At 63.0% G+C, this 22,305-nt stretch carries 17 protein-coding genes; 8 read left to right on the top strand and 9 right to left on the bottom strand.

Features of this window, described 5'->3' with window-relative positions:
- The first annotated feature begins 169 nt into the window (after nt 1-169).
- The 5 genes from FE851_RS22265 (at nt 170) to FE851_RS22245 (ending at nt 9,183) form a co-directional block, all read left to right on the top strand.
- Nucleotides 170-901, top strand: a complete 732-nt coding sequence (locus FE851_RS22265; RefSeq protein ID WP_145206769.1) for an ImuA family protein — start codon at nt 170-172, stop codon at nt 899-901.
- Nucleotides 822-2,378, top strand: a complete 1,557-nt coding sequence (locus tag FE851_RS22260; RefSeq protein WP_066701114.1) for a DUF6504 family protein — start codon at nt 822-824, stop codon at nt 2,376-2,378. The genes FE851_RS22265 and FE851_RS22260 overlap by 80 nt, the downstream gene beginning before the upstream one ends.
- Nucleotides 2,375-5,644 carry an error-prone DNA polymerase gene (locus FE851_RS22255; protein WP_066701113.1) on the top strand — a complete coding sequence of 1,090 codons (3,270 nt, stop codon included), beginning with the start codon at nt 2,375-2,377 and terminating at the stop codon, nt 5,642-5,644. The genes FE851_RS22260 and FE851_RS22255 overlap by 4 nt, the downstream gene beginning before the upstream one ends.
- Nucleotides 5,645-5,914: 270 nt before the next feature.
- Nucleotides 5,915-8,068: a hypothetical protein gene (locus FE851_RS22250; RefSeq protein ID WP_139114822.1), complete on the top strand. Its 2,154-nt coding sequence runs from the start codon at nt 5,915-5,917 to the stop codon at nt 8,066-8,068.
- Between the two features lie 17 nt (nt 8,069-8,085).
- On the top strand, nt 8,086-9,183 hold the full coding sequence (locus tag FE851_RS22245; RefSeq protein ID WP_066703447.1) for a DUF4238 domain-containing protein: 1,098 nt from the start codon (nt 8,086-8,088) through the stop codon (nt 9,181-9,183).
- A gap of 78 nt (nt 9,184-9,261) precedes the next feature.
- On the opposite strand, the gene FE851_RS22240 is transcribed toward FE851_RS22245, so the two are convergent.
- From FE851_RS22240 to FE851_RS22230, 3 genes are all read right to left on the bottom strand, one after another.
- Nucleotides 9,262-9,759, bottom strand: coding sequence for a GNAT family N-acetyltransferase (locus tag FE851_RS22240; RefSeq protein ID WP_096367890.1), 498 nt, complete (start codon nt 9,757-9,759; stop codon nt 9,262-9,264).
- Between the two features lie 79 nt (nt 9,760-9,838).
- Nucleotides 9,839-11,242, bottom strand: a complete 1,404-nt coding sequence (locus FE851_RS22235) for a HEPN domain-containing protein (RefSeq protein ID WP_066703444.1) — start codon at nt 11,240-11,242, stop codon at nt 9,839-9,841.
- Nucleotides 11,239-11,775 (bottom strand): hypothetical protein, encoded by a 537-nt coding sequence (locus FE851_RS22230; protein WP_066703440.1) that lies wholly within the window; start codon nt 11,773-11,775, stop codon nt 11,239-11,241. The genes FE851_RS22235 and FE851_RS22230 overlap by 4 nt, the downstream gene beginning before the upstream one ends.
- A gap of 127 nt (nt 11,776-11,902) precedes the next feature.
- On the opposite strand from FE851_RS22230, the gene FE851_RS22225 reads away from it, so the two are divergent.
- Together FE851_RS22225 and FE851_RS22220 are read left to right on the top strand one after the other, a co-directional pair.
- Nucleotides 11,903-12,817, top strand: coding sequence for a hypothetical protein (locus tag FE851_RS22225; protein ID WP_066703437.1), 915 nt, complete (start codon nt 11,903-11,905; stop codon nt 12,815-12,817).
- A 52-nt stretch (nt 12,818-12,869) separates the two neighbouring features.
- Nucleotides 12,870-13,646, top strand: coding sequence for a hypothetical protein (locus tag FE851_RS22220; protein ID WP_066703428.1), 777 nt, complete (start codon nt 12,870-12,872; stop codon nt 13,644-13,646).
- Nucleotides 13,647-13,650: 4 nt separating this feature from the next.
- Here FE851_RS22220 and FE851_RS22215 read toward each other — a convergent pair whose 3' ends face one another.
- Nucleotides 13,651-14,268 carry an SOS response-associated peptidase gene (locus tag FE851_RS22215; protein WP_066703426.1) on the bottom strand — a complete coding sequence of 206 codons (618 nt, stop codon included), beginning with the start codon at nt 14,266-14,268 and terminating at the stop codon, nt 13,651-13,653.
- A 57-nt stretch (nt 14,269-14,325) separates the two neighbouring features.
- Here FE851_RS22215 and FE851_RS22210 point away from each other — a divergent pair, with 57 nt between their 5' ends.
- A complete protein-coding gene (locus tag FE851_RS22210; RefSeq protein WP_066969933.1) occupies nt 14,326-14,847 on the top strand; it encodes an SOS response-associated peptidase family protein in 522 nt (173 codons plus the stop codon).
- Here the strand turns inward: FE851_RS22210 and FE851_RS22205 are convergent.
- The 5 genes from FE851_RS22205 to mobF all read right to left on the bottom strand — a co-directional run bounded on the left by FE851_RS22205 (nt 14,844) and on the right by mobF (nt 22,304).
- A complete protein-coding gene (locus tag FE851_RS22205) occupies nt 14,844-16,370 on the bottom strand; it encodes a hypothetical protein (protein ID WP_066703424.1) in 1,527 nt (508 codons plus the stop codon). The two genes, FE851_RS22210 and FE851_RS22205, sit on opposite strands and share 4 nt — an antisense overlap.
- A gap of 109 nt (nt 16,371-16,479) precedes the next feature.
- A complete protein-coding gene (locus FE851_RS22200) occupies nt 16,480-18,138 on the bottom strand; it encodes a hypothetical protein (RefSeq protein WP_145206768.1) in 1,659 nt (552 codons plus the stop codon).
- A gap of 177 nt (nt 18,139-18,315) precedes the next feature.
- On the bottom strand, nt 18,316-18,729 hold the full coding sequence (locus FE851_RS27015) for a hypothetical protein (protein WP_228227682.1): 414 nt from the start codon (nt 18,727-18,729) through the stop codon (nt 18,316-18,318).
- A 268-nt stretch (nt 18,730-18,997) separates the two neighbouring features.
- Nucleotides 18,998-19,198, bottom strand: a complete 201-nt coding sequence (locus FE851_RS22190; RefSeq protein WP_066703418.1) for a hypothetical protein — start codon at nt 19,196-19,198, stop codon at nt 18,998-19,000.
- Nucleotides 19,199-19,244: 46 nt separating this feature from the next.
- Nucleotides 19,245-22,304: a MobF family relaxase gene (gene mobF / locus FE851_RS22185; RefSeq protein ID WP_066703415.1), complete on the bottom strand. Its 3,060-nt coding sequence runs from the start codon at nt 22,302-22,304 to the stop codon at nt 19,245-19,247.
- Between the last annotated feature and the right edge of the window lies 1 nt (nt 22,305).

Genomic DNA, 22,305 nt, shown 5'->3' with positions numbered 1-22,305 from the left:
GAATCTACTATGCACTTTGGTGGATGTGAATCCCACAAAGGACCGAAGGCGCTTTTTTTCTGGCGGATTCCACAGGCTTCGGAAGCGGTGCATTTGAGCTGCTTGACTCATCGCCGGGAACAGGAACAAATAAGGAACGAATCAACGAGTCCCGAGTCTCCTGAATGCCATGCGTCAATCAACCGTCCTTGAAGATTTGCGAGCGCGCATCGCGCGTATCGAGGGCGTAGGCGTTCAGCGCGAAGCGATCCCGTTCGGCATCGACGAACTGGATCAGCGATTGCCGGGCGGAGGCATTGCTGCAGGTGCTCTCCATGAAATGATGGGCAGTCCCGATCTCGCGGACGAGGCGAGTGCGACGGTCTTTCTGGCGGGAATCCTGGCGCGAATGGAAGGTCCCGTCTTCTGGTGCCTGCGCTGGCGCGACCTGTTTGCCCCTGCCCTTCATCTCGCCGGTCTTCATCCAGATCGGGTCATCTATGTCGAGGCCGGCAGCGACACCAATGTCCTGCTCGCGATGGAGGAGTGCCTGCATCACCCTGGCATCGCCGGTGTGGTTGGCGAAGTCGGGAAATATTCGACTACTGCATCGAAGCGCCTGCAATTGGCGGCGGAAAGCTCGGGTGTAGCGGCCTTCGTGTTTCGTCGCGCGGCGAAGGCCGAACAGGTCGCCGAAGGGACGGCAGCGATGACACGCTGGCGGATCACCGCTTCACCAAGCGAAGATCTCGGTCTGCCGAGCCTGGGTCGCCCTCGCTGGCATGTGGATGTGGAACGTGTGCGCGGTGGTAATCCGCACGCCTGGATCGTGGAGGCGTGCGATGCGACGGGTCGTATCGCTCTTCCTGCCGCACTGGTCGACCGACCGGCTGCGGCGGAAGATCGCAAAATTGTCGCCTGAGTGCCGTGACGGCCTGGTCCTTGATCTTCCGCTGGTGACCGCGGTGCCCGATCACGGCAGGAAAGTCATTGCTGCCGTCGATGCCGAGGCTAAGGCGCTCGGTGTCCGCGTCGGCATGACCGTGACGAAGGCCCGAGCGTTTGCCCCTGAATTGCAGGTCGTCGATGCCGACCCGGAGGGCGACCTGCAGGGACTTCGCGATCTCGCGCTATGGGCGGGCCGCCGATACTCACCCTTCGTATCACCGGATGCGCCCGACGGAATCTGGCTCGACATCACCGGCTGCGCGGGTCTCTTTGGCACCGAGAAGGCGCTGCTCAAGGATCTCCATCGCCGTGTTGCCGCGTCGGGGCTGGCTCTGCAGATCGCTGTGGCCGACACTGCAGGCTGCGCCCATGCCGTTGCGCGGCATGTACCCGCCGGCCGGCCGGTCACGATCGAGCCGGGCGGACACCGCACTGCCATTTCCATCCTGCCGATATCGGCGTTGCGATTGCCAGGACGCGAGGTCGAAGGTTTGCGCAAGCTCGGATTTGAGCGGATCGAACAGCTCATCGGTGCGCCGCGCGGCCCTCTCGCCAAACGGTTCGGCCGCGAATTGCATCGGCGGCTGGATCAGGCGCTCGGCTTCGTGCCCGAGCCGATCGAGCCGATCTACCCTGAACATCTGCCGCGGGCCCGTCGAGGTTTCATGGAGCCGATCGCGACACCTGAAGCCTTCGCCCAGGTGATCGGCGATCTCGTTGCCGATGTGGTGGGGCAGCTCACCTGTATCGGCAAGGGTGCTCGCCGATTGGATTGCTATTTCCACCGTGTGGACGGCCACAATCAGGCGATCCGCATCGGGACCGCAACCGCATCCCGCGACGCAGGCCATCTCGCGAAATTGCTGTGCGCTAAGATCGAGACGGTCGAGCCAGGGCTTGGCATTGAGGCAATGACCCTCGTGACGCCGCTGGCTGACGCGCTCGCGGCCCAACAGGATGAAGGGTTGGAAAGCCCGCGACGCGGGCCGAACCTCGCCTCTCTGGTCGATGCGCTCGCCAACCGTTTTGGTCCACGGAGCCTGCATCGGGCGGCACCGCACGCGAGCAGTATGCCTGAGCGCTCGATCACCACGATGCCCGCCCTTGCGAAAGATAGCGGCGCCCAGTGGGACGATGACCTCCCTCGCCCCGCCCGCATGTTGGATCGACCCGAGCCAATCGACGTGGTCGCCCTGCTGCCAGACGATGCCCCTCGCCTCTTCGTGTGGCGTCGAAAGCGCTATCGGGTGACCCGAGGCGATGGTCCGGAACGCTTGCACGGCGAATGGTGGCGCGAGAGCGGCAATGAGGCCGACAAGGCGCTGATCGTCCGGGATTATTATCAGGTCGAGACCGAGACAGGCGGTCGGTACTGGCTGTTCCGGCTCGGTGACGGCGTAAATCCGGCTACGGGCACCATGCGCTGGTTCATCCACGGTGCGTTCGCATGAGCGAGGTCGACGCCAACTATGTCGAGCTGCAGGTTACGACGCACTTCAGCTTCCTGAGGGGCGCATCATCCCCCGAGGAGCTGTTCGCCGCGGCCGCATTGCTCGGATTGCCTGCTCTCGGCGTCGTTGATCGAGGATCGGTCGCCGGCATCGTCCGGGCCTGGGATGCCGAACGGACCACCGGCGTTCGTGCCATCATCGGATGCAGGATCGATCTGAGCGACGGCACGGCGCTACTGCTCTATCCGACGGATCGCGCAGCCTATGGCCGAATGTGCCGACTGCTCAGCATCGGCAAAGAACGCGGCGGCAAGGGAGCCTGTCATCTCGACTGGTCGGATGTCGAACAATGGAATGACGGGCTCATCGCGATCCTGAGTCCTGACCGGGCAGACGTCGGCACCGAGGCCGCCCTTGCGCGGACGAAACGGATTTTCGCCGACCGTGCCTATCTGGCTCTGACGATCCGGCGGCGACCGAAAGATGCGATCCGGCTGCGTGATCTCGCGAACCTGGCGGCTGCGGCTCGCGTTCCTACGGTCGCGACCAATGACGTGCTCTACCACGCGGCGGAGCGCCACATGCTGCAGGATGTTGTCACTTGCATCCGGGAGAAATGCACGATCGACGAATTGGGCGCTCGGCGCGAGCGGTTCGCCGATCGGCATCTCAAGACCGGCCAGGAAATGGAGCGGCTGTTCCGTCGCTATCTCAAGGATGCGTCGCCCGTCTCTCGCACGCTCGAGATCGCAGCGCGGTGCAGTTTCAGCCTTGAGGAGCTCCGTTACCAATATCCGGATGAGATCAATGTGCCCGGCCGGACGCCGCAGGAGGAGCTGGAGCGGCTGACCTGGGAGAAAGCCCCCGACCGCTATCCCGAGGGGGTCGATGACAAGGTGCGCTCGCAACTGGTGCACGAACTGAAGCTCATCGCGGACCTTGAGTATGCGCCCTATTTCCTGACCGTCCATTCCATCGTGACCGAAGCGCGGCGGCGCGAGATTATCTGCCAGGGACGTGGGTCGGCCGCGAACAGTGCCGTTTGCTACGTGCTGGGCATCACCTCGATCGATCCGGTGCGCTCGGAATTGCTGTTCGAGCGTTTCGTGTCGGCCGAGCGGCGCGAGCCGCCCGATATCGACGTCGATTTCGAGCATGAGCGCCGGGAGGAAGTGATCCAGTGGATTTATGAGACTTATGGGCGGACGCACTCGGCGCTGACGGCCGTCGTGACCCGCTATCGCGCGCGGGGCGCGGTCCGCGAAGTCGGCAAGGCGCTCGGCCTGAGCGAGGACATGACGGCGGGTCTGGCCGGGTCCGTCTGGGGATGGAGCCAGGATGGCGTCGAGGAAAAACACGCGGAAGAGCTCAATCTGGACCTCGCCGACCGGCGCCTGGTGCTGACCCTGGAATTGGCCCGTCAGCTCATCAATACGCCGCGCCATTTGTCGCAGCATCCTGGCGGATTCGTGCTGACGCGCGATCGGCTTGACGAACTGGTGCCCATCGAGCCGGCTGCGATGGAAGATCGACAGGTGATCGAATGGGACAAAGACGATATCGATCTCCTGGGCTTCATGAAGGTCGATGTCCTGGCGCTGGGCATGTTGTCGTGCATGCGGCGGGCGTTCGAGTTCATGGAGAATGACAAGGGCCTGAAGCTCGATCTCGCGACCATCCCCGCCGAGGATCCGGCGACCTACGCGATGATCCGCAAGGCCGATACCTTGGGTGTCTTCCAGATCGAGAGCCGCGCACAGATGGCGTCCATTCCGTTGATGGCGCCGCGCACCTTCTATGATCTGGTCATTCAGGTGGCGATCGTGCGCCCCGGGCCGATCCAGGGCGATATGGTCCACCCTTATCGTCGCCGGCGCAACGGCGAGGAGGCCGTCACCTATCCGACCGAGGAACTGCGGCGCGTGCTCGAGAAGACCTTGGGGGTGCCGCTGTTTCAGGAGCAGGCGATGCGCGTGGCCATCGAATGCGCTGGCTTCACACCGAGCGAAGCGGATCTGCTTCGGCGCGCGATGGCGACGTTCAAGCTGACAGGCGGCGTCTCACATTTTCGGGACAAGCTGATCGATGGCATGGTCGCGCGCGGATACGATCAGGAATTCGCGGAGCGCACCTTCAAACAGATCGAGGGCTTCGGCTCCTATGGTTTCCCGGAAAGCCACGCCGCGAGCTTTGCGCTGATCGCCTACGCCAGCAGTTGGGTGAAATGCCATCATCCAGATGTGTTTTGCGCCGCGCTGCTAAATGCCCAGCCCATGGGCTTTTATGCCCCGGCCCAAATCGTCCGCGACGCGCGTCAGCATGGCGTCGAGATCCGCCCGATCGACGTCAATCACAGCCGCTGGGATTGCACCCTTGAGCCAACGGGCGGCCGCTATCTCGCCGTTCGGCTGGGCCTTCGCATGGTGAATGAGCTCGCCAACCGCGATGCCGCGGCGATCGTCACGGCGCGCGCCGATCAACACTATGAGAGCGTCGAGGAAATCCAGCGGCGTGCCGGCGTGGGGCGCGGCGCTCTGGATCGGATCGGCGAAGCCGATGGGTTCGGCTCATTGGGGAACAATCGGCGTGAGGGACTGTGGAGCGTTAAGGGGCTCGGCAATGCAGCATTGCCCTTGTTCGCTGCGGCGGACGAACGTGAAGGCAAGCTACGCCAGGAAGCGATCGAGCCGACGGTCATCCTTGCGCCTATGGGCGCCGGCGCGGAAGTGGTCGAGGATTATCGGGCCTCTGGCCTGTCGCTGCGGGCTCATCCGCTGGCGTTCCTGCGCGACGAATTGCGCAATCGCAAGATGATCACCTGCGATGAGCTGCAGTCCATGAAAGACGGCCGCTGGATCAATCTCGCGGGGATCGTGCTGGTCAGACAGAAGCCGGGCTCCGCCAAGGGCGTCATGTTCATCACGCTGGAGGACGAAACGAACGTCGCCAACCTGGTGGTATGGACCAACGTGTTCGAGAAGCATCGGCGCGCCGTCCTGGGTGCGTCGATGATGGGCGTGCGAGGCCAGGTGCAGCGCGAGGGCGAGGTGATCCATGTGGTCGCCCAGCGGCTCGATGATTTGTCGCCGCTCCTTGCCAGCGTTGGCACACGCACGGATGTCGCCGATATCTACCGGGTTAGTCGCGCTGACGTGGCCAAACATCCGCTGCGGTGCGATCCCCGTGATCTGGTATCGTGGGATCGCAGATCGCTGACGCCACCGCCTGATCCCGGCATAAGGGTCCGTTCGCGTGATTTCCGCTGATCCTGTCCAAACTCGCCGGCTCGCAGCTCCGGGGGCAAACGAGAGAAGTTCGGCGCAGTGGGAGCTTGTCATTAGACTAGCCGGTCGGTGCATAGGTATTCGGGCGAGAGACATCATTCCAGCTCATGGCAGGGAGCCTGGACCATTCCTATATCGCCTTCGGGGGCCAGCTTACGGCCAACGCGTCACAGTGTTTCTGTTCACGCCATTGACGTGTGAGCGGGTGAACGAGGCGCGCCAGCAACAGCCGGAGCAGGAAAGCAGCGTTTCATGGTATCTTCGTCCGCCGCGACAGTTGAAGCCCTCATCGCGACACTGCTTGCGACACGGAATCAGACCGACATGATTGCCAAGCTGGGCCAATCGCCGCGGCCTGCGATGTCCAAGGCGATCGGCGCCGAGATCCGGTCCGCAATCGAGACGCTCGGCGGTCATATCGAAGCAAAACGCCGCCGCGAGGCGACCGTGACGCTCCTCGCGCTGTTGTACATCGATGCCGCCTATGTGGTGCCCCGCCTGCGCCGGGCAGGTGTGCTGCGTGCTTCGCGTTACGGCTACGCCGGCAATCTGATCGGCACCCTCGCCAAGACCGCACTCCAGATACGGCCGTTGTTGAACGCTCCAGAACGCGCTCGCTATTTCGAGTCCGTGATTGCGCTCAGCAAATTGGCCTCCAACGCGCGCGCGCTCTACGACGAAATCGTCAAAATCCTCGGGAGCCGGCGAGATTGCGTTCTCAAGACCCTGCTCGTGATTCTCAATAACCAGTTCTACCAGGGCTGGGTCGCCGACCCTTCGCAGCCGTCCTGGTCGCCTCGCCGCTACACCACGGAAGAATATGTAGACGGCGCCTCGCTGATCTTCTCGATCTATGCCTCGCTGTTCCCGATCACCGACGAATGCTGCAATCACGTCGATATTGCTGCCATCACGACGGACGCGGTGGTCTATGAACGACTGCTCCTCGCGGCCGTGCGCCTCACAAAATTCAAGGACGCGGAAACCCAGATTGATGGGTTGCCCTATCAAGCGACGCTCGAAGGCGAGACCGTCACAATCTCATCGATCGACCCGGACATAGAGCGCTCCGTCCGCTTGGGCTACATTCAGAGCGACAATCAAGCGATCATCCGGATCCACCGTTTCCGGAACTCAAACCCGCCGATGTCCATGAGTGACTTTCTCGACATGGGCTTTGAACGTGACGCCTTTCCCGGCTTGCTCGAACTCGCGGAAAAGCCGGTCAGACGCTATCGAATGATGCTGCCGACGGCGCCGGAAATCTTCTCGATCTTCGCTGGGGACCAGATGTTTCGCGAGGAGGTGGAGAGCCTCCTCCTCCTCGATGTCAACAACTTTGGGAACGTCAGCGATCTGATCGCCGATGTGAATGAGCATGTCACCACCACCGACATCTTCAAATTTCAGAGGTACTTCACCTTCCTGAGCGGTGTGTACCAAAGGGCCTTGGCGCGGATTGAGGACGAGGCCGAGCGCACATTCCTCACCTTCACGTCGACCGTCTTTGTGATGTCTCACGACAATCTCTTCATGCAGATGATGTTGATTTTTAGGAGCGAAGCAAAGGTGCGCTCCCTGATCGATCTGATGAAAATGACCATCAGCACCGGTCACATCGATCTGCAATATCGACCGTTGATCGACCTCGGCGGCTACTACGTCATTGCCCCTCAGGTGCTGGCCGCCTCGAATCTCGTCCGTAACACCATCGTGGCCAACGGCCTGCGACCGATCGCACTCGGCCCCGAAGACCAGATGGTGAACGCAGTGATCGACGCGCTCAAATCCGCGGGGTTCAAGGTTGAATCCGGCGTGGAACTGCGTGCTGGCGGGCTCGATTTTGAACTCGACATCGTCGCCTGGCGCGATGGCCATCTGTTTTTCTTCGAATGCAAGAACGCCTACCACCCGTGCTCACCACACGAGATGCGCAACAGCTATGATCACATTAAGGTCGGGCGCGACCAGCTGGACAAGCGGCGGCGGGTCTTTTCGGAGACGACCCACAAGAGCCAATTGTTGAAGAAGCATGGCTGGGCGGTCGATCCGTCTGCCGAAGTCCACACCGGAATCGTCACCGCAAATCGTATCTTTCATGGTGCGGCCCTGAACGGCCATCCGGTTCGCCAGGCGCATGAACTCATCAATGTCCTGACCATGGGCAAGCTGAGCGGTGAGGAGCGCAGTCTGTCGATCTGGGCCGGAAGCGAATTCCATGCGCTCGATCTTGTGACCTATCTCGAGGGCGATTCCATCGCCGCCAAACAACTTGCGGCGCTCGACCCCACAGACTGGGAAGTCGCGATGGGATACAGGCGACTTACGCTCGCGACCTATGTCCTTGATCCTCTGAAACTTCAGGGGATCATGGAGGCAAGCTACCCGGCCGTTGAACACGCATGATGCGGACACGCCGATAGATGGCCGACAACAAGAACCAGCACTTCGTCCCTCGGGTCCACCTTCGGCCGTTCACGGTCAACGGAGAGGGGCTGGCGATCAACCTGTTCAATCTCGATCGCATGAAGGCCATTCCCAACGCACCCGTCAGGAATCAATGCTCGGGCGACTATTTCTACGGGCAAAACAAGCTTCTCGAGAACGCGATCAACTTCATCGAGGACCCTTATGGGCCGATCGTCCGCCACTTGTCCGATGGCGGCGCGGTCGGTTCAGCGGTCAAGGTCGTCCTCAAGCGGTTCATCTATCTCCAATACCTCCGGACGGAAGCCGCCTCGCTGAAAGCCAGTGAAATGGCGCTGGCGCTGCAAGATGTTCCTGGATCCGACCTTCCCGTGCCAACGGTGAAGGAGGCATCGAAGGAGGCCGTCCAGGCCGCGATGCTGAACTACAAGGACACGATGCGGATCGTCGACGATCTCACGCTTTGCATCGCGCGAAACCGGTCAGACCTCCCATTCTTCACCTCCGACGATCCGGCCATCCTGACCAACCGCCTGCATATTCAACGGCCGCGCAAGGGCCGACCGAGTTTCGGGGTAAAGACCGCTGGGGCCATCTTTTTCCTGCCGCTCTCACCTTCTCTCTGCGCAATCCTTTACGACGGGGCTGTCTACACCTCTGGCCACCGGGCGCACTGGATCGACATCGATCGGCACCAGGATATCGAGGCGCTCAACGCCCATCAGGTTCTTGGCTGCTGGGCCAACGTGTATTTCCGGGAATGGGGCGATCGCGATACAATTGCGTCGCAGGTAGAGGCCGGTAAACCCGGACGGCCTGCCACTCGGCAAACGGTGACCCAGGCCGTCCTCGAAAAGAGCGACGATTGGGGCGAATATTACGCCGTCAGGAAGCCCACCGATATCAGAAACGGGGAGAAGGTCCTTGTCCATGTAGCGACGAACCACCCAGCCCCTTCGACCTGGCCCTCATTTCTGCGCTTCCGCTCGAACGCGCACGCCTACTCGAATGACACCGGCGCCGGCTTGACCCGCCGATGGTGCCTTGAACAGGGATTCGTGCAGGGAAGCGGCTATCGAAAGATCTCGGTCTAGCGTGTGGGCGCCGATAGCGCGATTTCCGCTGACGCACCCGGCCCGGAACGCAGCGCAAGAAACAGCGAATAGGGCTCTCTACTCGCCGCCAAATGCGGGATGATATGTGACGATGCCGCTGTGGTGCTGCTGATCGAACGAGAGCCGCTGAAAAAACTCTGGCGGGGCTCCTGCTAACCGCAGGTCGGGATCGACGGCAAAGCCGAACCGGCGGTAGTAAGCGGGATCGCCGAGAACCACGCATCCTTTCGAGCCTTGCCGCTTCAGGTCGGTGAGACCTGCCTCGATCAGCGCACTGCCGACGCCCTCTCGTTGGCAATTTGGGTCAACCGACACGGGGCCAAGCCCAAACCACCCGTCGAGAATGCCGTCGATCATGACTGGGGAGAATGCGACATGGCCTACGATATTCCCACCGTTGGCAGCGACAAGCGAGATCGTCAGCGCACCCGCATTGCGCAGCCCATCAACGATTGAGGCCTCGTTGCCGTCACTGTGCTCCGCTGCGAGGAAAGCGGAAGTAGTTACGGCGCGGATAAATTCCTCGTCCGCAGGTTTCTCGGGTCGTATCTGCATCGGTATCATCATAGCAAAGTGTCGAAGGCCCTCAACGGTAGGGCGGCGGCCTATCGATAGGTTCAGCCTGACGAAGGTCTCATGCAATATCGCCCAACAGGTCGCCCATGGCGTTGTTCGAGGTCGGTGTCCAAGCCGTGAGCCGTTCGGCGATTGCACAGAAGCAGCGCGCGAAGGCGACCTGGCCGCGATGAATGTCAATCGCGTGGTCAGGCTCGCCCGTATGAACGATGGCGCTGCGGGCATAGTAGATCGCCAGAACGCTGGCCTGATAGTTCGCCACGCCTGGCACCCCTTTGATGCAAATCCCAATCCGGCGCCGCAGGCGCTCTGCAATCGCGGGGGCATATTGGTCCGTGAGCAGCGTCTCGAACGCCACCGCCAGCGCGACGATCGCCTCCGCCTCGTTCGCCCGGGCACTGAACGACTGCCGGAACCAGTCCAAGGCAGTGAGCAGACGGCGGTAAAGGCGGTTCTCCGGTTTCGAATGCGTGGCGATACTGACGTGACGAAAATAGCCTCGCTCCACCGTGTTCAACGCCTGCGTCACCTTCGCCGCAAGCCGCCGCATGCGGGACGTCGCCAGTGCGGTGGTGGAGAGCGTCGCGGCGACGTCAGAGAGCTTGGCCAGCTCGAGCTGGGAGACGTTCATGGGCACGCGGCGCGTGGACATCGGGCGGCCAGGGATCGCCTCACCGATCATATAATGGGCGATGTCGAGCGTCTCGAAATTGTTGACGAAGGACGAATTGCGGTGCCGGTCGAGCGGCCCGACTGCCTCCTGCGACAGGCTATGCAGCATCAGCAGGTTCGCCGCTGCCACCCTGATCTTGAGTGAATAGACGAACTGGTTCTCGTACATATCGCCAGTGAACGACGTGAGGCGGACCAGCATGAGCGGGTTCTTTCCGAACCACTTTGCCGAGTAAGCGAAGTGCCGGAAATCCGACTTGTCTATGCGCTGCTTCACGCCGAGCCCCCTTGCCATCCGCTCGATGCTGGCGACGGCCGCGTCGAACGAATTGCTCTGGGTACTCACGGCGAAGCCCGCGCTCCTGAAGATCGCCTCGGAGCGGAGCTTGCTGTCCTTCGCGAAGATCCGCGGCATCTCCATCCCGAAACCTGTCAGCGGATAGAGGACGAAGCCCGGCCTGTCGGCGCCTGCGGTCGCGAGCCCGGCGATGACCCGCGCGGGCACATCCCCGCCCCCATTCTTGGCGGTGTGCAGGATATAGTCGTCGAGCAGAGAGCGCCCGATGTAGAACTCGTTCGACCATAGCGTGCGCGCGATCGCCGCGCGGAGCTGCAGGATATGATGCTCGATCGCCTGGCGATCCTTGGCAGACAGCTTGGTTTCGTCCGTGACGAGATCGTCGATGCTGTCGAACTGGGTCAGCAGGTTGTGCTTGGCCTTCAGGAAATCGTCGGACTGTTTGAGCTTCTTGCCGAGCGTGACGGTCAGACCGCCGAGCGTCGAGGTCATTCGCCCCCCTCGCTCTTGCGGGACGCCTGCCATTCTCGCGCCGCCGCCTCGATGTCGAACCCTTCGATCGACAGGCCGACAATCGTGTTGATGAAGGCCTTCGCCTCGGCGATCACGGCTTCAGCCTCCTCGGGATTGCTGAAGGCTCCTTGGTGCACCACGGCATTGCGCACCGTGTTGATCTTCTCGGCCGACGCTTTGAGCGCCTTTCCGATCGGACTCTTGTCCGGCGTCTCGAAATAGATCGGAACGAACAGCCGAGTGACCTTTAGCGGAAGGCCATTGGCCCAACGCAGGAACATGTCGACGATGGTGTCATCGAATTCGGTCTTGCGGGCCCATTCCGTCCGAATGGCATAGTTGGCCGCGATCTCCGCTGCCGTGGCGCAACGGACGATCGCCGCAGATGGCTCTTCTCGAAGGTGCAGGCCGGATAATTTGGTCCATTGTGACTGCAATTTTTCGAGATCGGTGCGTTCGTTATAGGGCTTTGACGATTTCTCGCGATGTGCGTTGCTGTTTGCCTTAGCCATTTGCCCCCCAATTTTGCTGCCCGCCGCCCGATCAGGGCAAGCTCTTCAATATCTTTTCTACGATGAAGGTATAGCTTGCGATGCGGGCGGGCTGATCGGAATTGCCCTGCTTATAACGGGGGATTCCATGACCGCAGTTACGGCGGCGAACGTCTTTTACATCAAGCTGGGCCGGGGCGGTGACTGGGAGACGGAGAGCATCCGCGACGGCGTGCTGCGCTTTGGCTACCGCGAAGTGCCGCACGACCTTTGCGTGGCAGGCGACTGGCCCGGCGTTTGGGACGCGATGAAGGATCGTCGAGGGGACGCCGGCGCTGCAACTCGCGATGTGAAGCAAATCCGGGCATTTTACGAGAGCGACGAGGATACCATCTTCATCACCTTCGTCGGCGGCTTGCTCTATTGGTGTCGGCCGGTCGGCGAGATCGAGATCCTGCCCGACAACAGCCATCGCCGCGCGACCCTGGATGGCTGGCACAGCACGTCGGTCGGCGGCAGTCTGTTGACGGCTGACCGGCTGTCCGGGCGACTGCTCAAGGTCCAGATGTTCCGCGGGACGATCTGCGACGTGCGCGCGGCCGACTATCTGCTGCGCCGGTTGAGCGATGAGCTGTCACCGGAGGTCGCAGCGGCGGAAGAGGCGGAACGCGCCCTCACAGCGGCGATCATTCCCCTGATGCGACTGCTGACCTGGCAGGATTTCGAACTGCTGGTTGATCTGGTCTTCTCGAGTAGCGGATGGCGCCGGCTCAGCCAGGTCGGCCGGACCCAGAAAACGATCGACCTCGAACTCGTGCTTCCGAGCACTGCCGAACGCGCCTTCGTGCAAGTGAAATCTCAAGCCACTCGGGCAGCTCTCGACGACTATGTCGGCCGGCTGGCCGAAGCGGAGGCCTATGATCGCATGTTCTTCGTATGGCACACCGGCAACATCCCAGAGAATGAAGGCCCGGACGGGGTAATCCTACTCGGGCCGCAGCGCCTCGCGCGAATGGTCCTCGACGCAGGGCTGTCGTCCTGGCTCCGGGAGAAGGTCTCGTGAGCACTATCACCCCCGGACCGGCGCGATCACGGCCGGCGCGAAAGGACTGACCGTGGACTACGAACCCTATCCCGACGAGGTGGATGACGAGCCTCGATATCGTCCGGTGGCTGAGATCGGACAGGCCGAACTCTACGAAGCCCTGATGACCCTGGCAGGGTTCGGCGAGAATCCATTTTTGAGGATGCAGGCGAGCCAGCTGTGCCTGGTCGACAACATGCTCAATCACATCGAGCAGGAGATCCTTGAGCATCAGCTCGACGACGAACCGCCGCGCGGCCGGATGGCGCAGCTGTCGGCCCTGACACCCATGTGGATCTATGCGGCCTACGAACTGCTCCGCACCTGGCGCCAACGGTGCGAGGAGGTCATCAAGCTCGCGGAGAATGGCGGGATCAATCTCAAGGCCACCAACCTCGAACGCGATCTCGGCTACCGGCATTACGATAGGGAGCTGCGGGCCCAACAGCTTCGCGATGCTCAGGAGCGACCCGAACTCGTCGATCAGATGCGGATCGATCTACGCCGGACGGAAATGGGCTTCACCAGGCTGGAATTCCTGCGCGTTGCGCTCGCCAAGCATGAGGTGAGCAAAAAGGGAAACAAGAAGCCCATCGCCTTCGCGCCCGGGCTCGCCACCGTCGATCGCCATTGCGGATCGATGCAATATGAGCTCTCCAACGGTGGCTCGATCATCGACTATGTTACGCGGCGCGATATGGCTGAGACGATCCGCTATATCCCCGAGATGGAGAATCCGAGCGACGAGGATCTTGCTGGATTCAGGGTCTATATGAACCCGCCGGATGTCGAGCCCCCGGCGGCCTGAGACCTCAAAGCAGCGACGCTTGCGCCGCGGCCGGTGGATAGACCTGCAGCGGCAGGAGGCTGCCCTTCGGCAGGAGGCCAAGCACCTCCTCTGCTGGTACTGAGGGATCAAGCCAGTCGGCCCACCGGTCGCGCGGTAGCGGGATGATCTGACGGGAATGATAGGGCGCGACATCCTCGCCGGGCTCCATCGTCAGCATGGTGAACGCCTCGCCGATTTCCGGATGCGATCGCCAGATGCCGGCGATGCAGAACCAGGGATGGTCCTTCATCGTGAACAGCCATTTTGTCTTGCGCTTCTGGCCCGGTTCGAGCGGCGCCGTGAACTCATAGAAACCGTCGGCCGGAATGAGGCAGCGGTGCGAAGTGAACTCGCGGCCCTCGGAGCGGAAATTATAGACCGGCCGCCCATTCTGGCCAGGCCAGCTCCATCGCCGATTGACGAGCTCGCCCGATCCCCTGCCCTCGCCGCTGCGCACGATAGGCGCGACGTCGCTGATGTTGATGTCTGCGCGGGCCGCGACATTGGGCGTCCCTTCGGGCATTTTGATCTTGATCTTGAGGTCGTCGAAATCCTCAACGATCGAGGCGATATCGACCTCCAGGCGATAATCATTGCACATCGGTCATCCGTTCCACTGGTCCTTGCGACTCATCGTCGTTCTATATATGTTCTTGTCATGGCGACGCCAACACCGTTCGACTCCGAGGCCCCCCTCGAAAAGCTCTTGCCCATCATCCGGCGAAATCCGGACGATATGCAAGAAATGGAAATGGTCGAGGCCCGGTGGGGCTCCAATCCACGCTTCAGCGGCGGGGCCTCCTTCCGCTTCGTGCGCTCGGAGGGCCAGATCTTCCCCAGCCAGCGCTGTCTGGTGCCCGCCTCGGAATTCCACATGACCGTTAGCGGCGGCAAGCAGTATCGGGTGCGGCTCGAAGACGGCAATTTCTTCTATCTCGCGGCGATCTGGGAGCCGGCCATGGCAGAGTGGCCCCTGTCCTTCCGGGTCATCACCGTCGCGGCCAATCCTGAAGTCAGCCACTATCAGGATCGACACGATGCCATCATCCTGCGCCGGCAACGCATGCAATGGCTCGACCACCTGCTCCCAGAGATCGACCTTCTCGAAACACCGCCGGCCCGCACCTTCATCGTCGAGGAAATAAACGGCGGCCCGAGGCAGAAGAGGCTTGCCGTCTAGTCCGGGATCTGGATTTCCATCGCCGCCATCTGAGCGATCAGCTCTGCCCTGGTGATCCGAACATCAAAGCGCCATTCAAGGAGCCGCACACCGTGGCGAGCCAGCAGCGCGCGCTTTTTCTCGTCGCGGAATTGCGTGAGCTTGAACCCCTCTTCGCCGCCGAAGAGCGTCACGGGCGCGTAGTGCTGCTGCCCCTGATACTCGATGGCGAGGCCCAGCTCCGGCACATGGATATCGACGGACTGCATGCCGAGGAACGCCGGGCGCCATTGATGGACCGCGGAGGGCCATAGGGTTCGAACCAGATCGAGCAGCGCCACCTCGGACACCCAGCCCCGTCCGATCTCGGGAATCGACCTCTCGCGGCGGAACGCCTCTTCGGCAGCGACCATGGCGGTCGCAAAGAACGCGGATGCCCCGGTGTCGGCGGCCCCGATGTTGATGGAGAAAATCCGGCCGCGCCGCGCACCGTGGTTCGTGAACTGCGCCATATGACGCCGATAGGCGGCCCAATCCGAAGCGGGCGGCATGGGCGGTATCATGGTCGACCCGAAATCCGGCCGAAGCCTGATCATTTCCTCCAGGACAGGCGGCTCCAGCGTGAATTGCGCATCGAGATGGCCCAGGAATGCCTCGAATTCCTCCAGCAGACGCCCCGCAATGAGCGATGATTCCGCATGTTTGCGCGCCAGTACGCGAATATCCTGCGCGCGCAGCGGCGATCCTGTCAGGAATCTGAGATAGATGACCTCGTCGAACAGAGGCTCACGATCGCGGCCGGGCACCGCCTCGACCAGCGTAAGTGCCTCGTCGAGCCGATCAGCCTGTGTGAGTTCAAGAACGCGCTGCCAATGCGGATCGGGATCCCAAGGTTCGCCATCGACATCCGGAAGATCACCTGGGAGGCCGGTGCCGTCAGCGCCACGCCATTGGTCGCCAAGCAGGCGTGCCTGCAATCCGTAACTCCGGGCCCGTTGATTGTCTTCCCATACGCGGGCAGTCGGCAAGGCTGGATCGAGGGGATTGGGCGTCCAGGACTGACCTTGGGCGATTCCATCGGGCCGCATCACATAGCCGATGTCGAATCCCGCGGCGGCGTAATCAGCCATGGCGAGATCGCCGATAGCTTCAACGATGCGCTCGAACAGCCGGACCTGATCCTGACGGACCCCGATCGAGAGCAGGACGCGGCCACGCGCCGAGATCTGCCGGAAGATGCCCGGCGCATGGACGGAAAGCTTAACGGCGCGTTGCCGCCGGATCCCCGGCCCTTCGAGGAAGTGAATGCGATGGGTAATGTCGTCGGGGAAGTCGGGATAGCTCAACGGCACCGGCTCCACCGCCTTGGGCACCCGCTTCTTGGGCGGCGCCTCCGGTCCATATTCTGTCAGCAGCTCACCGCAGAGCGCCGATAGTCGAGTGAAATGAACGGCCGTTGCCGAGCCTGCCGCGCGTTTCCCTGCGAGCGTCGCGTAGAGTTTCTGCCACTTTGCCAGGTCCTTTCGATAGAATTCGCGGGACATCCGGCTGCGCAACGTATCCTCATGGAGCTTGGCTGCCTCACGGAACGCCTGAAGACCGGCATCTCCCTCTTCCGGTGACGGGGGCTTGAGCTCCACAGCGCGCACCCGGTCAGTCGAACGACGGCGAGCCGTCGGCCCAGCCCGACGCCTGCCAGCGGATATTGAATTGCTCCTGCAGCTGCGGCTGCATCGGCGCGGCTAGATCGGTCACCTGAAGCTCAGGCAGGAACAGCTCGGGCTTTCGGATCTTGCGACCGCCACCGCGGGCGCGCGTCAACTGGACGTCTTCCACTCCCCGGAATGCGATGGAACCGAGGCCGGAACCGGCCAGGCCCACGTCGGCGAGCACGGCGGCAAGACGCTCGAGATGGGCGGCGATCGATGCTTCCAGCTCGCGACCATTCACCAGGATCTCGGGATCATCGTCGATCCGGGCGCCGATCATCGCCTCGAATTCAATCAGGCCGGGTCGAACAAGGCGCGTGCGCCACCGGGTCTCCGGGTTATTTTCGGTCTGAATGAGCGGCAGGCCATAGCTCCACCATTGGCGCTCATCCGAATCTGACTGAACCCGGACCTGGCTGTCAGGCGGAAAGCGGAGCGCCGCAGCGAGGACGGTCTTTGGATCGAGAGCCGGCCGATCCATCGCAGCGAGCGGCACAATGCGCAGCGTCATGCTGGGCATGGCGACGATCTCGGGAAGCCCTCCTCGCATCCGGTCCGCCGCCAGCTCTGAAATCGCGGTCCGCGCGGCCTCCCAGCGGGGATCCACCTGCGGCGCCGTTGGCGCCGGCGGCGCGACACGAATTCGGGAGCGCCCAACCTTCTCGAACGCATCTATCGCGCCGATCAGCGTTCCGGCGCGCGCATTGAGTTCCCGGATCGCATCCAGGGTGACCTGCTGCGTGCCGTGCCGCACGTCATAGTCGGTCTTCGGCCAGACCATGTTGGGGTTCCGGTCCATCACATGGATGCGCTCATAGACCAGCTCCATGAGAGAGGTGTTCGCCGCGCGAAGCGCCATGGCGGCCTCCTGTAGCGCGGTGTCCTCGAAATCGAAGGCAGCGCCCGCCCAGGTAGCAGCCATATCATCGAGGGGATCGAGTGCCTTGCGCGGATAGGGCGTCCCGAAATTATGCTCGCGCAGGAACTGGCGCAGCAGCTCCGGGATTTGCTGGCGATACCGCTGCAACAGCTCAACATCATGAGGGTGAGGTTCGGCCGGCGGCGCAGCCGCCATAAGAACCTCGTCGTCGAGAATCAGGCGAAGAGCGCTCTCCAGATCCTTCTGAAGCCCTGCCCGCGCCGCCTGGCGCTCCTCGTCGGTCGCGTCGGCCGGACAGTGGAAGAGGATCGGCCGTTTGAAATGGGTGAGGTCGAACGGAAGAGGATGCTCGTCGGGATGGCCCATCGCTGTGTTCATGACGCCGATCATCCTGCCCCACCCGCGCGATTTTAGCGCCCAGCCATGCTCGAGCAGGACATTGGGGTTGGGCGAGAGCTGGCCCTTGGCGCGCGTGGCAACGTGCGTGAGGTCGGACAGGAAGGCGACCGCCCGGTCGATCTTTCCGAAGATGGTGTCCGCGAGCGGCGGCATGCCCGGCACATTCACAGTGTCGCGATCGGCGCGAAGCTCACGATCGGCGGGATCAACGTCGGCGTCCGCATTGACGGTTCGAATGGCGCGGTCCAGCGCCCACTGAATCAAGCCGCGACCGATCCGGTTCTCCGTGTCGCTTTGCCAGGAATAGAAGATTTGGTGCGGCATTCAGGTAGCGATTCTCGTCGTTATGGTGGTCGCCCTCGCTAACATGCCTGCCTGGCCCAAGCATCATGGACGCACTTTCCCTCGTCGAATGATTGTCATCAATGACACTCTACCAGGCGTTTCGGGGTAAAGTGTCATTGATGGCATCTTAGGTTCTGGTGGGGCGGGCCGCCCCGGTCAAAGCGGCGCTGGTCGAGAGCCCATCATCCGCGTCTCCAGATTGCCGCCGGGCCGACGATGCAGGTCGATGACGTGACCCATCGTCGGCGTGAACTCTATCAGACTGGCCACCGTCTCGTAGGATGTGTTCGGCCCGAAATAGCGCCTCGCGCCGTGCCACTTCCGCCCCTCGATCAGGCGGACCCGGTACGTACCCGCAGGCACCGGCAGGGACACCCGGTCATTGGCGGCAACATAGATCGACAGTGCATGGGCGTTCGTATCCGGGTCCACCAATTGCACCACCGTGTTGGAATCGGCTGCCTCGATCGTGAGATTGCTGCGTTTGATCAGACCGATAACATTGGCCCCAACCGTAACCGACCCGCTCCGGAAACGGCTGCGCCGGCTCGAGATCAGGAATCCAGCCATGACGCTGCGCGTCCCCATAGAATGGGATCAGGATCAGCAGCAGGCTCAGCACCGGCAGGGCGAAACGGACAGCGATCGCCGCCGCAGACGGTTGTCGGCGATATCGCTGGTGGCGCGGATCAAGCCAGGCCGCCTCGATCCGCCCCCTACCCTCGTTCCATCTCGTCCGGTTGGCGCGCTGTCTGTGGCGCGCTCGCATATAGTCGCGATCATCGATGCCCATTGGACAGCCGCCTCCTGCCGAATGTCCGGGCCGCCGACGTCCGGATCAAAACCAACCGCCCTTGCGGCCTTCGCCCGCGTCACGAAGGTTTCGGCCGTCGATGGCGGAGCGGCGGATCTCCAGCTCGACCTCATCACCCTTGCGCCGGGTGCGGAAGTCCGCATTGCTGAGGCCGTTGCGCCGGGCATAGTCCTCGGCGGCCTTCTCGCTGCCGAACTTGCCGCCTTCGTCAAAATCCCATGCCATCGTCACTCTCCTTGCTTTCAGCCGGCACCGCGCCGACCGTTCGTCATCAAAGAGCAAGGCCCAGGCTGCGCTCGGGCAGCGGCGGCAGCAGGTCTGCCTTTTCGGGCTTGAGATCCGGGGGCGCCTTGAGGCCGTCGCCCTTGATCGGTGCTGCGGGCTCAAGCGGCCCGTCCGGAAGGGGGGGAAGATCGGCGAGGATGTCCGGCTGATCCGCGAGGTTGATCCCGTCGATCGGGCCGGGATCGAACTTCACCGGCTTGGCGCCGCCCTTCTTGCCGTCGATATCGAGGCGGCCGACCGTCTCTAGGGCCGAGGTCTTGTTGCCGGCATTGTGGTCGAGCTGGCGTTCGAGCTTTTCCTTATCGTCCACGATCATGGTGAGTTCGTCGCGCACCCGCGTCACGCCCACATTGAACAGGCGCTGGTTCGACAGGTTGCGCTCATGGCTGTCCATGACCGTGATCGCCTTGTCGGTGGTGATGCCCTGCGCCATGTGCATGTTGAGCGCGTAGGCGAGGTCCAAACGCGAGAGCATCGGATCGCCCGGCGCCAATGTCAGGGTCTGATTGCCCGCCGTCTCGACGGTGATGCCCGAGGCATCGGCCGAGATGATCCGGGCGAGCGCCGCGTTGTGCAGGTCGCGCGGCTTGTCGTTCGCGGTCCAGCGGATGCGATCCCCCTCGCGGACATGCAGATCCTTCTTCTCGGTGAGTTCGAGCCGGTCCCGCTTTTCGGTGGGCGAGAGGCGCTGCGGGTCGAAGCGAATCTTGCGGCGCCCATCGACCAGTTCGACCTTGCCCGAGGGCAGCACCCTGGAGACGTCATAGCGTCCCTGCGCGAGCCCGACGTCCTGCGCGCCGCCGCGGCCGACATCGAGGGTGAGGCCGGGCCGATAGCTGGCGGCGTAGCGAAGCTCCTCGCGGGTCAGGTTCACGCGGTCATAGACGATGAGATGGATGCCCTCGCCCCGCACGGTGCCCTCGGCGGCAAGGCCGTCCTGGATGCGCTGGTTGATGATGGCGCGGGACTCCCGGCCAGACGCAAACACCTGGGTCGCGGCACGGTCGTCCGCCCCCAGCGCGAGCCACCTGTCGGCGGCCTCTTCGGGCGGGTTCGCGCTTTCGTGGACGTTATCGCCCAGCACCTTCATCGCCTCGCCCGCCTTACCGACATTGGCGAGCGCGGCGACGGTGCGCAGCGTGTCGGTCCGCTGACGGATATTCTCGTCCATTCGGGCCATCGTGCCGCCGGCGGCCTGGATCATCGCGAAGGACTTGCCGGCGTCGATCGAGGAGAGCTGCTGGCGATCGCCAACCAGCACGAGCTTGTCGATGCCGAGCGCCTCGACGATGCTGTGAAGCTTCAGCATGTCGGCGCTGGAGACCATCGAGGTCTCGTCCACGACCAGCATCGCGCCGCCGAGCCGCTCGCGCGCCTCCTCGTAGCGCGGCGTATCGCGCTCGGTCAGGTAGCGCTCGTTGGCGAGCACGAACGAGGCGATCGTCTGGCTCTTGATCCCGGCCCCTTCGGCGAGGTCGGCGACCATCTTGTTCTGGAAGGCCAGGCCCAGCACATCCTTGCCTTCGCCTTCCGCGATCCGGGCAACCGCCTGCAGCATGGTCGACTTCCCGGCGCCGGCGACGCCCTGGACAGTCACGGTCCGATCTTCGGAGGAGAGGATCAGGGTCGCGGCTGCGAGCTGCCCCGCATTGAGCGGGCGATCGGCGACCTCCTGCAGGCGGGCGGGCCCATCCTGCGCGGGGAGTATCGGCACCGCCTTGCCCACGCCCGCATCGACCGCCTTGAGAACGGCTTCCTCGGTGCGCAGCGCCTCCTGGGTGGTCACCATCCGGACGCCCTTGTCGCCGGCGCGGGCGACACCGGGGATTAGCTGGCGGTTGTCGTAGAGCTGCTCGATCCGGTGCTCGACCGTCTCGATGGTGACGCCCTTCAGGCCGAGGTCCAGCGCGGTCTTGGAGAGCTTGTTGACGTCGAACGCCGCCTCGCGTTCGGCGAGGATGCGGACGGCCGAGGCTACCGCCAATTGCGTCCGGGCGACGGCCGGCGATTTGGTGGCGCGGGCAAGGCCGCTGTCGATCAGCGGATCGGGCGAGCGAAGGAAGCCGCCGATGAGATCGCGCGCGCCGGCGATCGCGTCGGTGACCGCCCGGAAGCCCCGCTCCAGCTTGTTGTCGGCGGCGCCCTGCCCTGCCCGGGCCAGCGCCGAGGCGAGCAGTCCTTTGCCGTCGAACCCGAGCTCCGCCGCCTTGTCGATCCATCCTTTGAGGAGCCCGTCGCGGTCCTCGACATTGAGCTTGGGATCGCGGGTGGTGGTGGTCACGCCGTCGCGCCCCTTGGCCGAGACGATGCCGAGCTCGGCCGCCTTCTCGAGGATCGCCTCGCGCCGTTGGCTGAAGGCATCGATGATCGCCTTGGGCACGCCCATGATCTCGAACGTGCCGTGCTTGCCCTTGAGCTCGACCTGGTAGCCGAGCTTCTCCAGCCCGGCGCGCAGGTAGGCGTGGTAGATCGCCCCGACGACCGCGTTATTCGACCAGATCTTGTCGGCGTGCAGCGCCTGCCATTTGCCGTCGGGCATCTGGGTCAGATTGGCGATGACGGAGTGGACATGGGCCTGCGGATCGAGCGCGCGACTGGTGTCGTGCTGGAACAGCGCATAGACGAGCTTGCCGGTCGGCACCGGCACCTTGCGACCCTCGACGTCCTTGCGCCCTTCGGCGAGATTCTTCTCGACCCAGGCCATGGTTTTCTGGACCGCGACCATGTTGGCGGCGAGCACCCGCTTGTCGCCGGCGACATAGGCCATGACCGACACGGACTTGGGCGCGGAGAAGGTGAGGTCGACACCGTTGCGCCGGTTTTCGACCTGGGCGACGCCCTCTCCGCTCGGCAGGACGCCGCTCAGAATCTGCTCGAAGCTTTCGCGGCTGACTTCGCCTTCAAGCGCGAGGGCTTCGGCCCCTGCCCCGCCCCAGGCACTGACCTCGGAGGAGCCATCGGCCGTGTAGTAATTGTCCTTGAAGTCGTCCTTCGCGAAATAGTTCGCGGCGCCTGATGCGGAACGGACGGCGGCGACCGAGAGCATG

Origin of the sequence: Sphingobium sp. B2, from assembly GCF_007693735.1 — a bacterium.
Lineage (GTDB): Bacteria > Pseudomonadota > Alphaproteobacteria > Sphingomonadales > Sphingomonadaceae > Sphingobium > Sphingobium xenophagum.
Note: the sequence above shows the minus strand (reverse complement) of the source record. Positions and strands in the feature narration are given on the sequence as shown.

Excerpts from the sequence above, each read along its gene's own strand:
- FE851_RS22265 (WP_145206769.1), top strand. The coding sequence starts at position 170 with ATGCGTCAATCAACCGTCCTTGAAGATTTGCGAGCGCGCATCGCGCGT.
- FE851_RS22260 (WP_066701114.1), top strand. The coding sequence starts at position 822 with ATGCGACGGGTCGTATCGCTCTTCCTGCCGCACTGGTCGACCGACCGG.
- FE851_RS22255 (WP_066701113.1), top strand. The coding sequence starts at position 2,375 with ATGAGCGAGGTCGACGCCAACTATGTCGAGCTGCAGGTTACGACGCAC.
- FE851_RS22250 (WP_139114822.1), top strand. The coding sequence starts at position 5,915 with ATGGTATCTTCGTCCGCCGCGACAGTTGAAGCCCTCATCGCGACACTG.
- FE851_RS22245 (WP_066703447.1), top strand. The coding sequence starts at position 8,086 with ATGGCCGACAACAAGAACCAGCACTTCGTCCCTCGGGTCCACCTTCGG.
- FE851_RS22240 (WP_096367890.1), bottom strand. The coding sequence starts at position 9,759 with ATGCAGATACGACCCGAGAAACCTGCGGACGAGGAATTTATCCGCGCC.
- FE851_RS22235 (WP_066703444.1), bottom strand. The coding sequence starts at position 11,242 with ATGACCTCGACGCTCGGCGGTCTGACCGTCACGCTCGGCAAGAAGCTC.
- FE851_RS22230 (WP_066703440.1), bottom strand. The coding sequence starts at position 11,775 with ATGGCTAAGGCAAACAGCAACGCACATCGCGAGAAATCGTCAAAGCCC.
- FE851_RS22225 (WP_066703437.1), top strand. The coding sequence starts at position 11,903 with ATGACCGCAGTTACGGCGGCGAACGTCTTTTACATCAAGCTGGGCCGG.
- FE851_RS22215 (WP_066703426.1), bottom strand. The coding sequence starts at position 14,268 with ATGTGCAATGATTATCGCCTGGAGGTCGATATCGCCTCGATCGTTGAG.
- FE851_RS22210 (WP_066969933.1), top strand. The coding sequence starts at position 14,326 with ATGGCGACGCCAACACCGTTCGACTCCGAGGCCCCCCTCGAAAAGCTC.
- FE851_RS22205 (WP_066703424.1), bottom strand. The coding sequence starts at position 16,370 with ATGTCCCGCGAATTCTATCGAAAGGACCTGGCAAAGTGGCAGAAACTC.
- FE851_RS22200 (WP_145206768.1), bottom strand. The coding sequence starts at position 18,138 with ATGCCGCACCAAATCTTCTATTCCTGGCAAAGCGACACGGAGAACCGG.
- FE851_RS27015 (WP_228227682.1), bottom strand. The coding sequence starts at position 18,729 with ATGGCTGGATTCCTGATCTCGAGCCGGCGCAGCCGTTTCCGGAGCGGG.
- FE851_RS22190 (WP_066703418.1), bottom strand. The coding sequence starts at position 19,198 with ATGGCATGGGATTTTGACGAAGGCGGCAAGTTCGGCAGCGAGAAGGCC.
- mobF (WP_066703415.1), bottom strand. The coding sequence starts at position 22,304 with ATGCTCTCGGTCGCCGCCGTCCGTTCCGCATCAGGCGCCGCGAACTAT.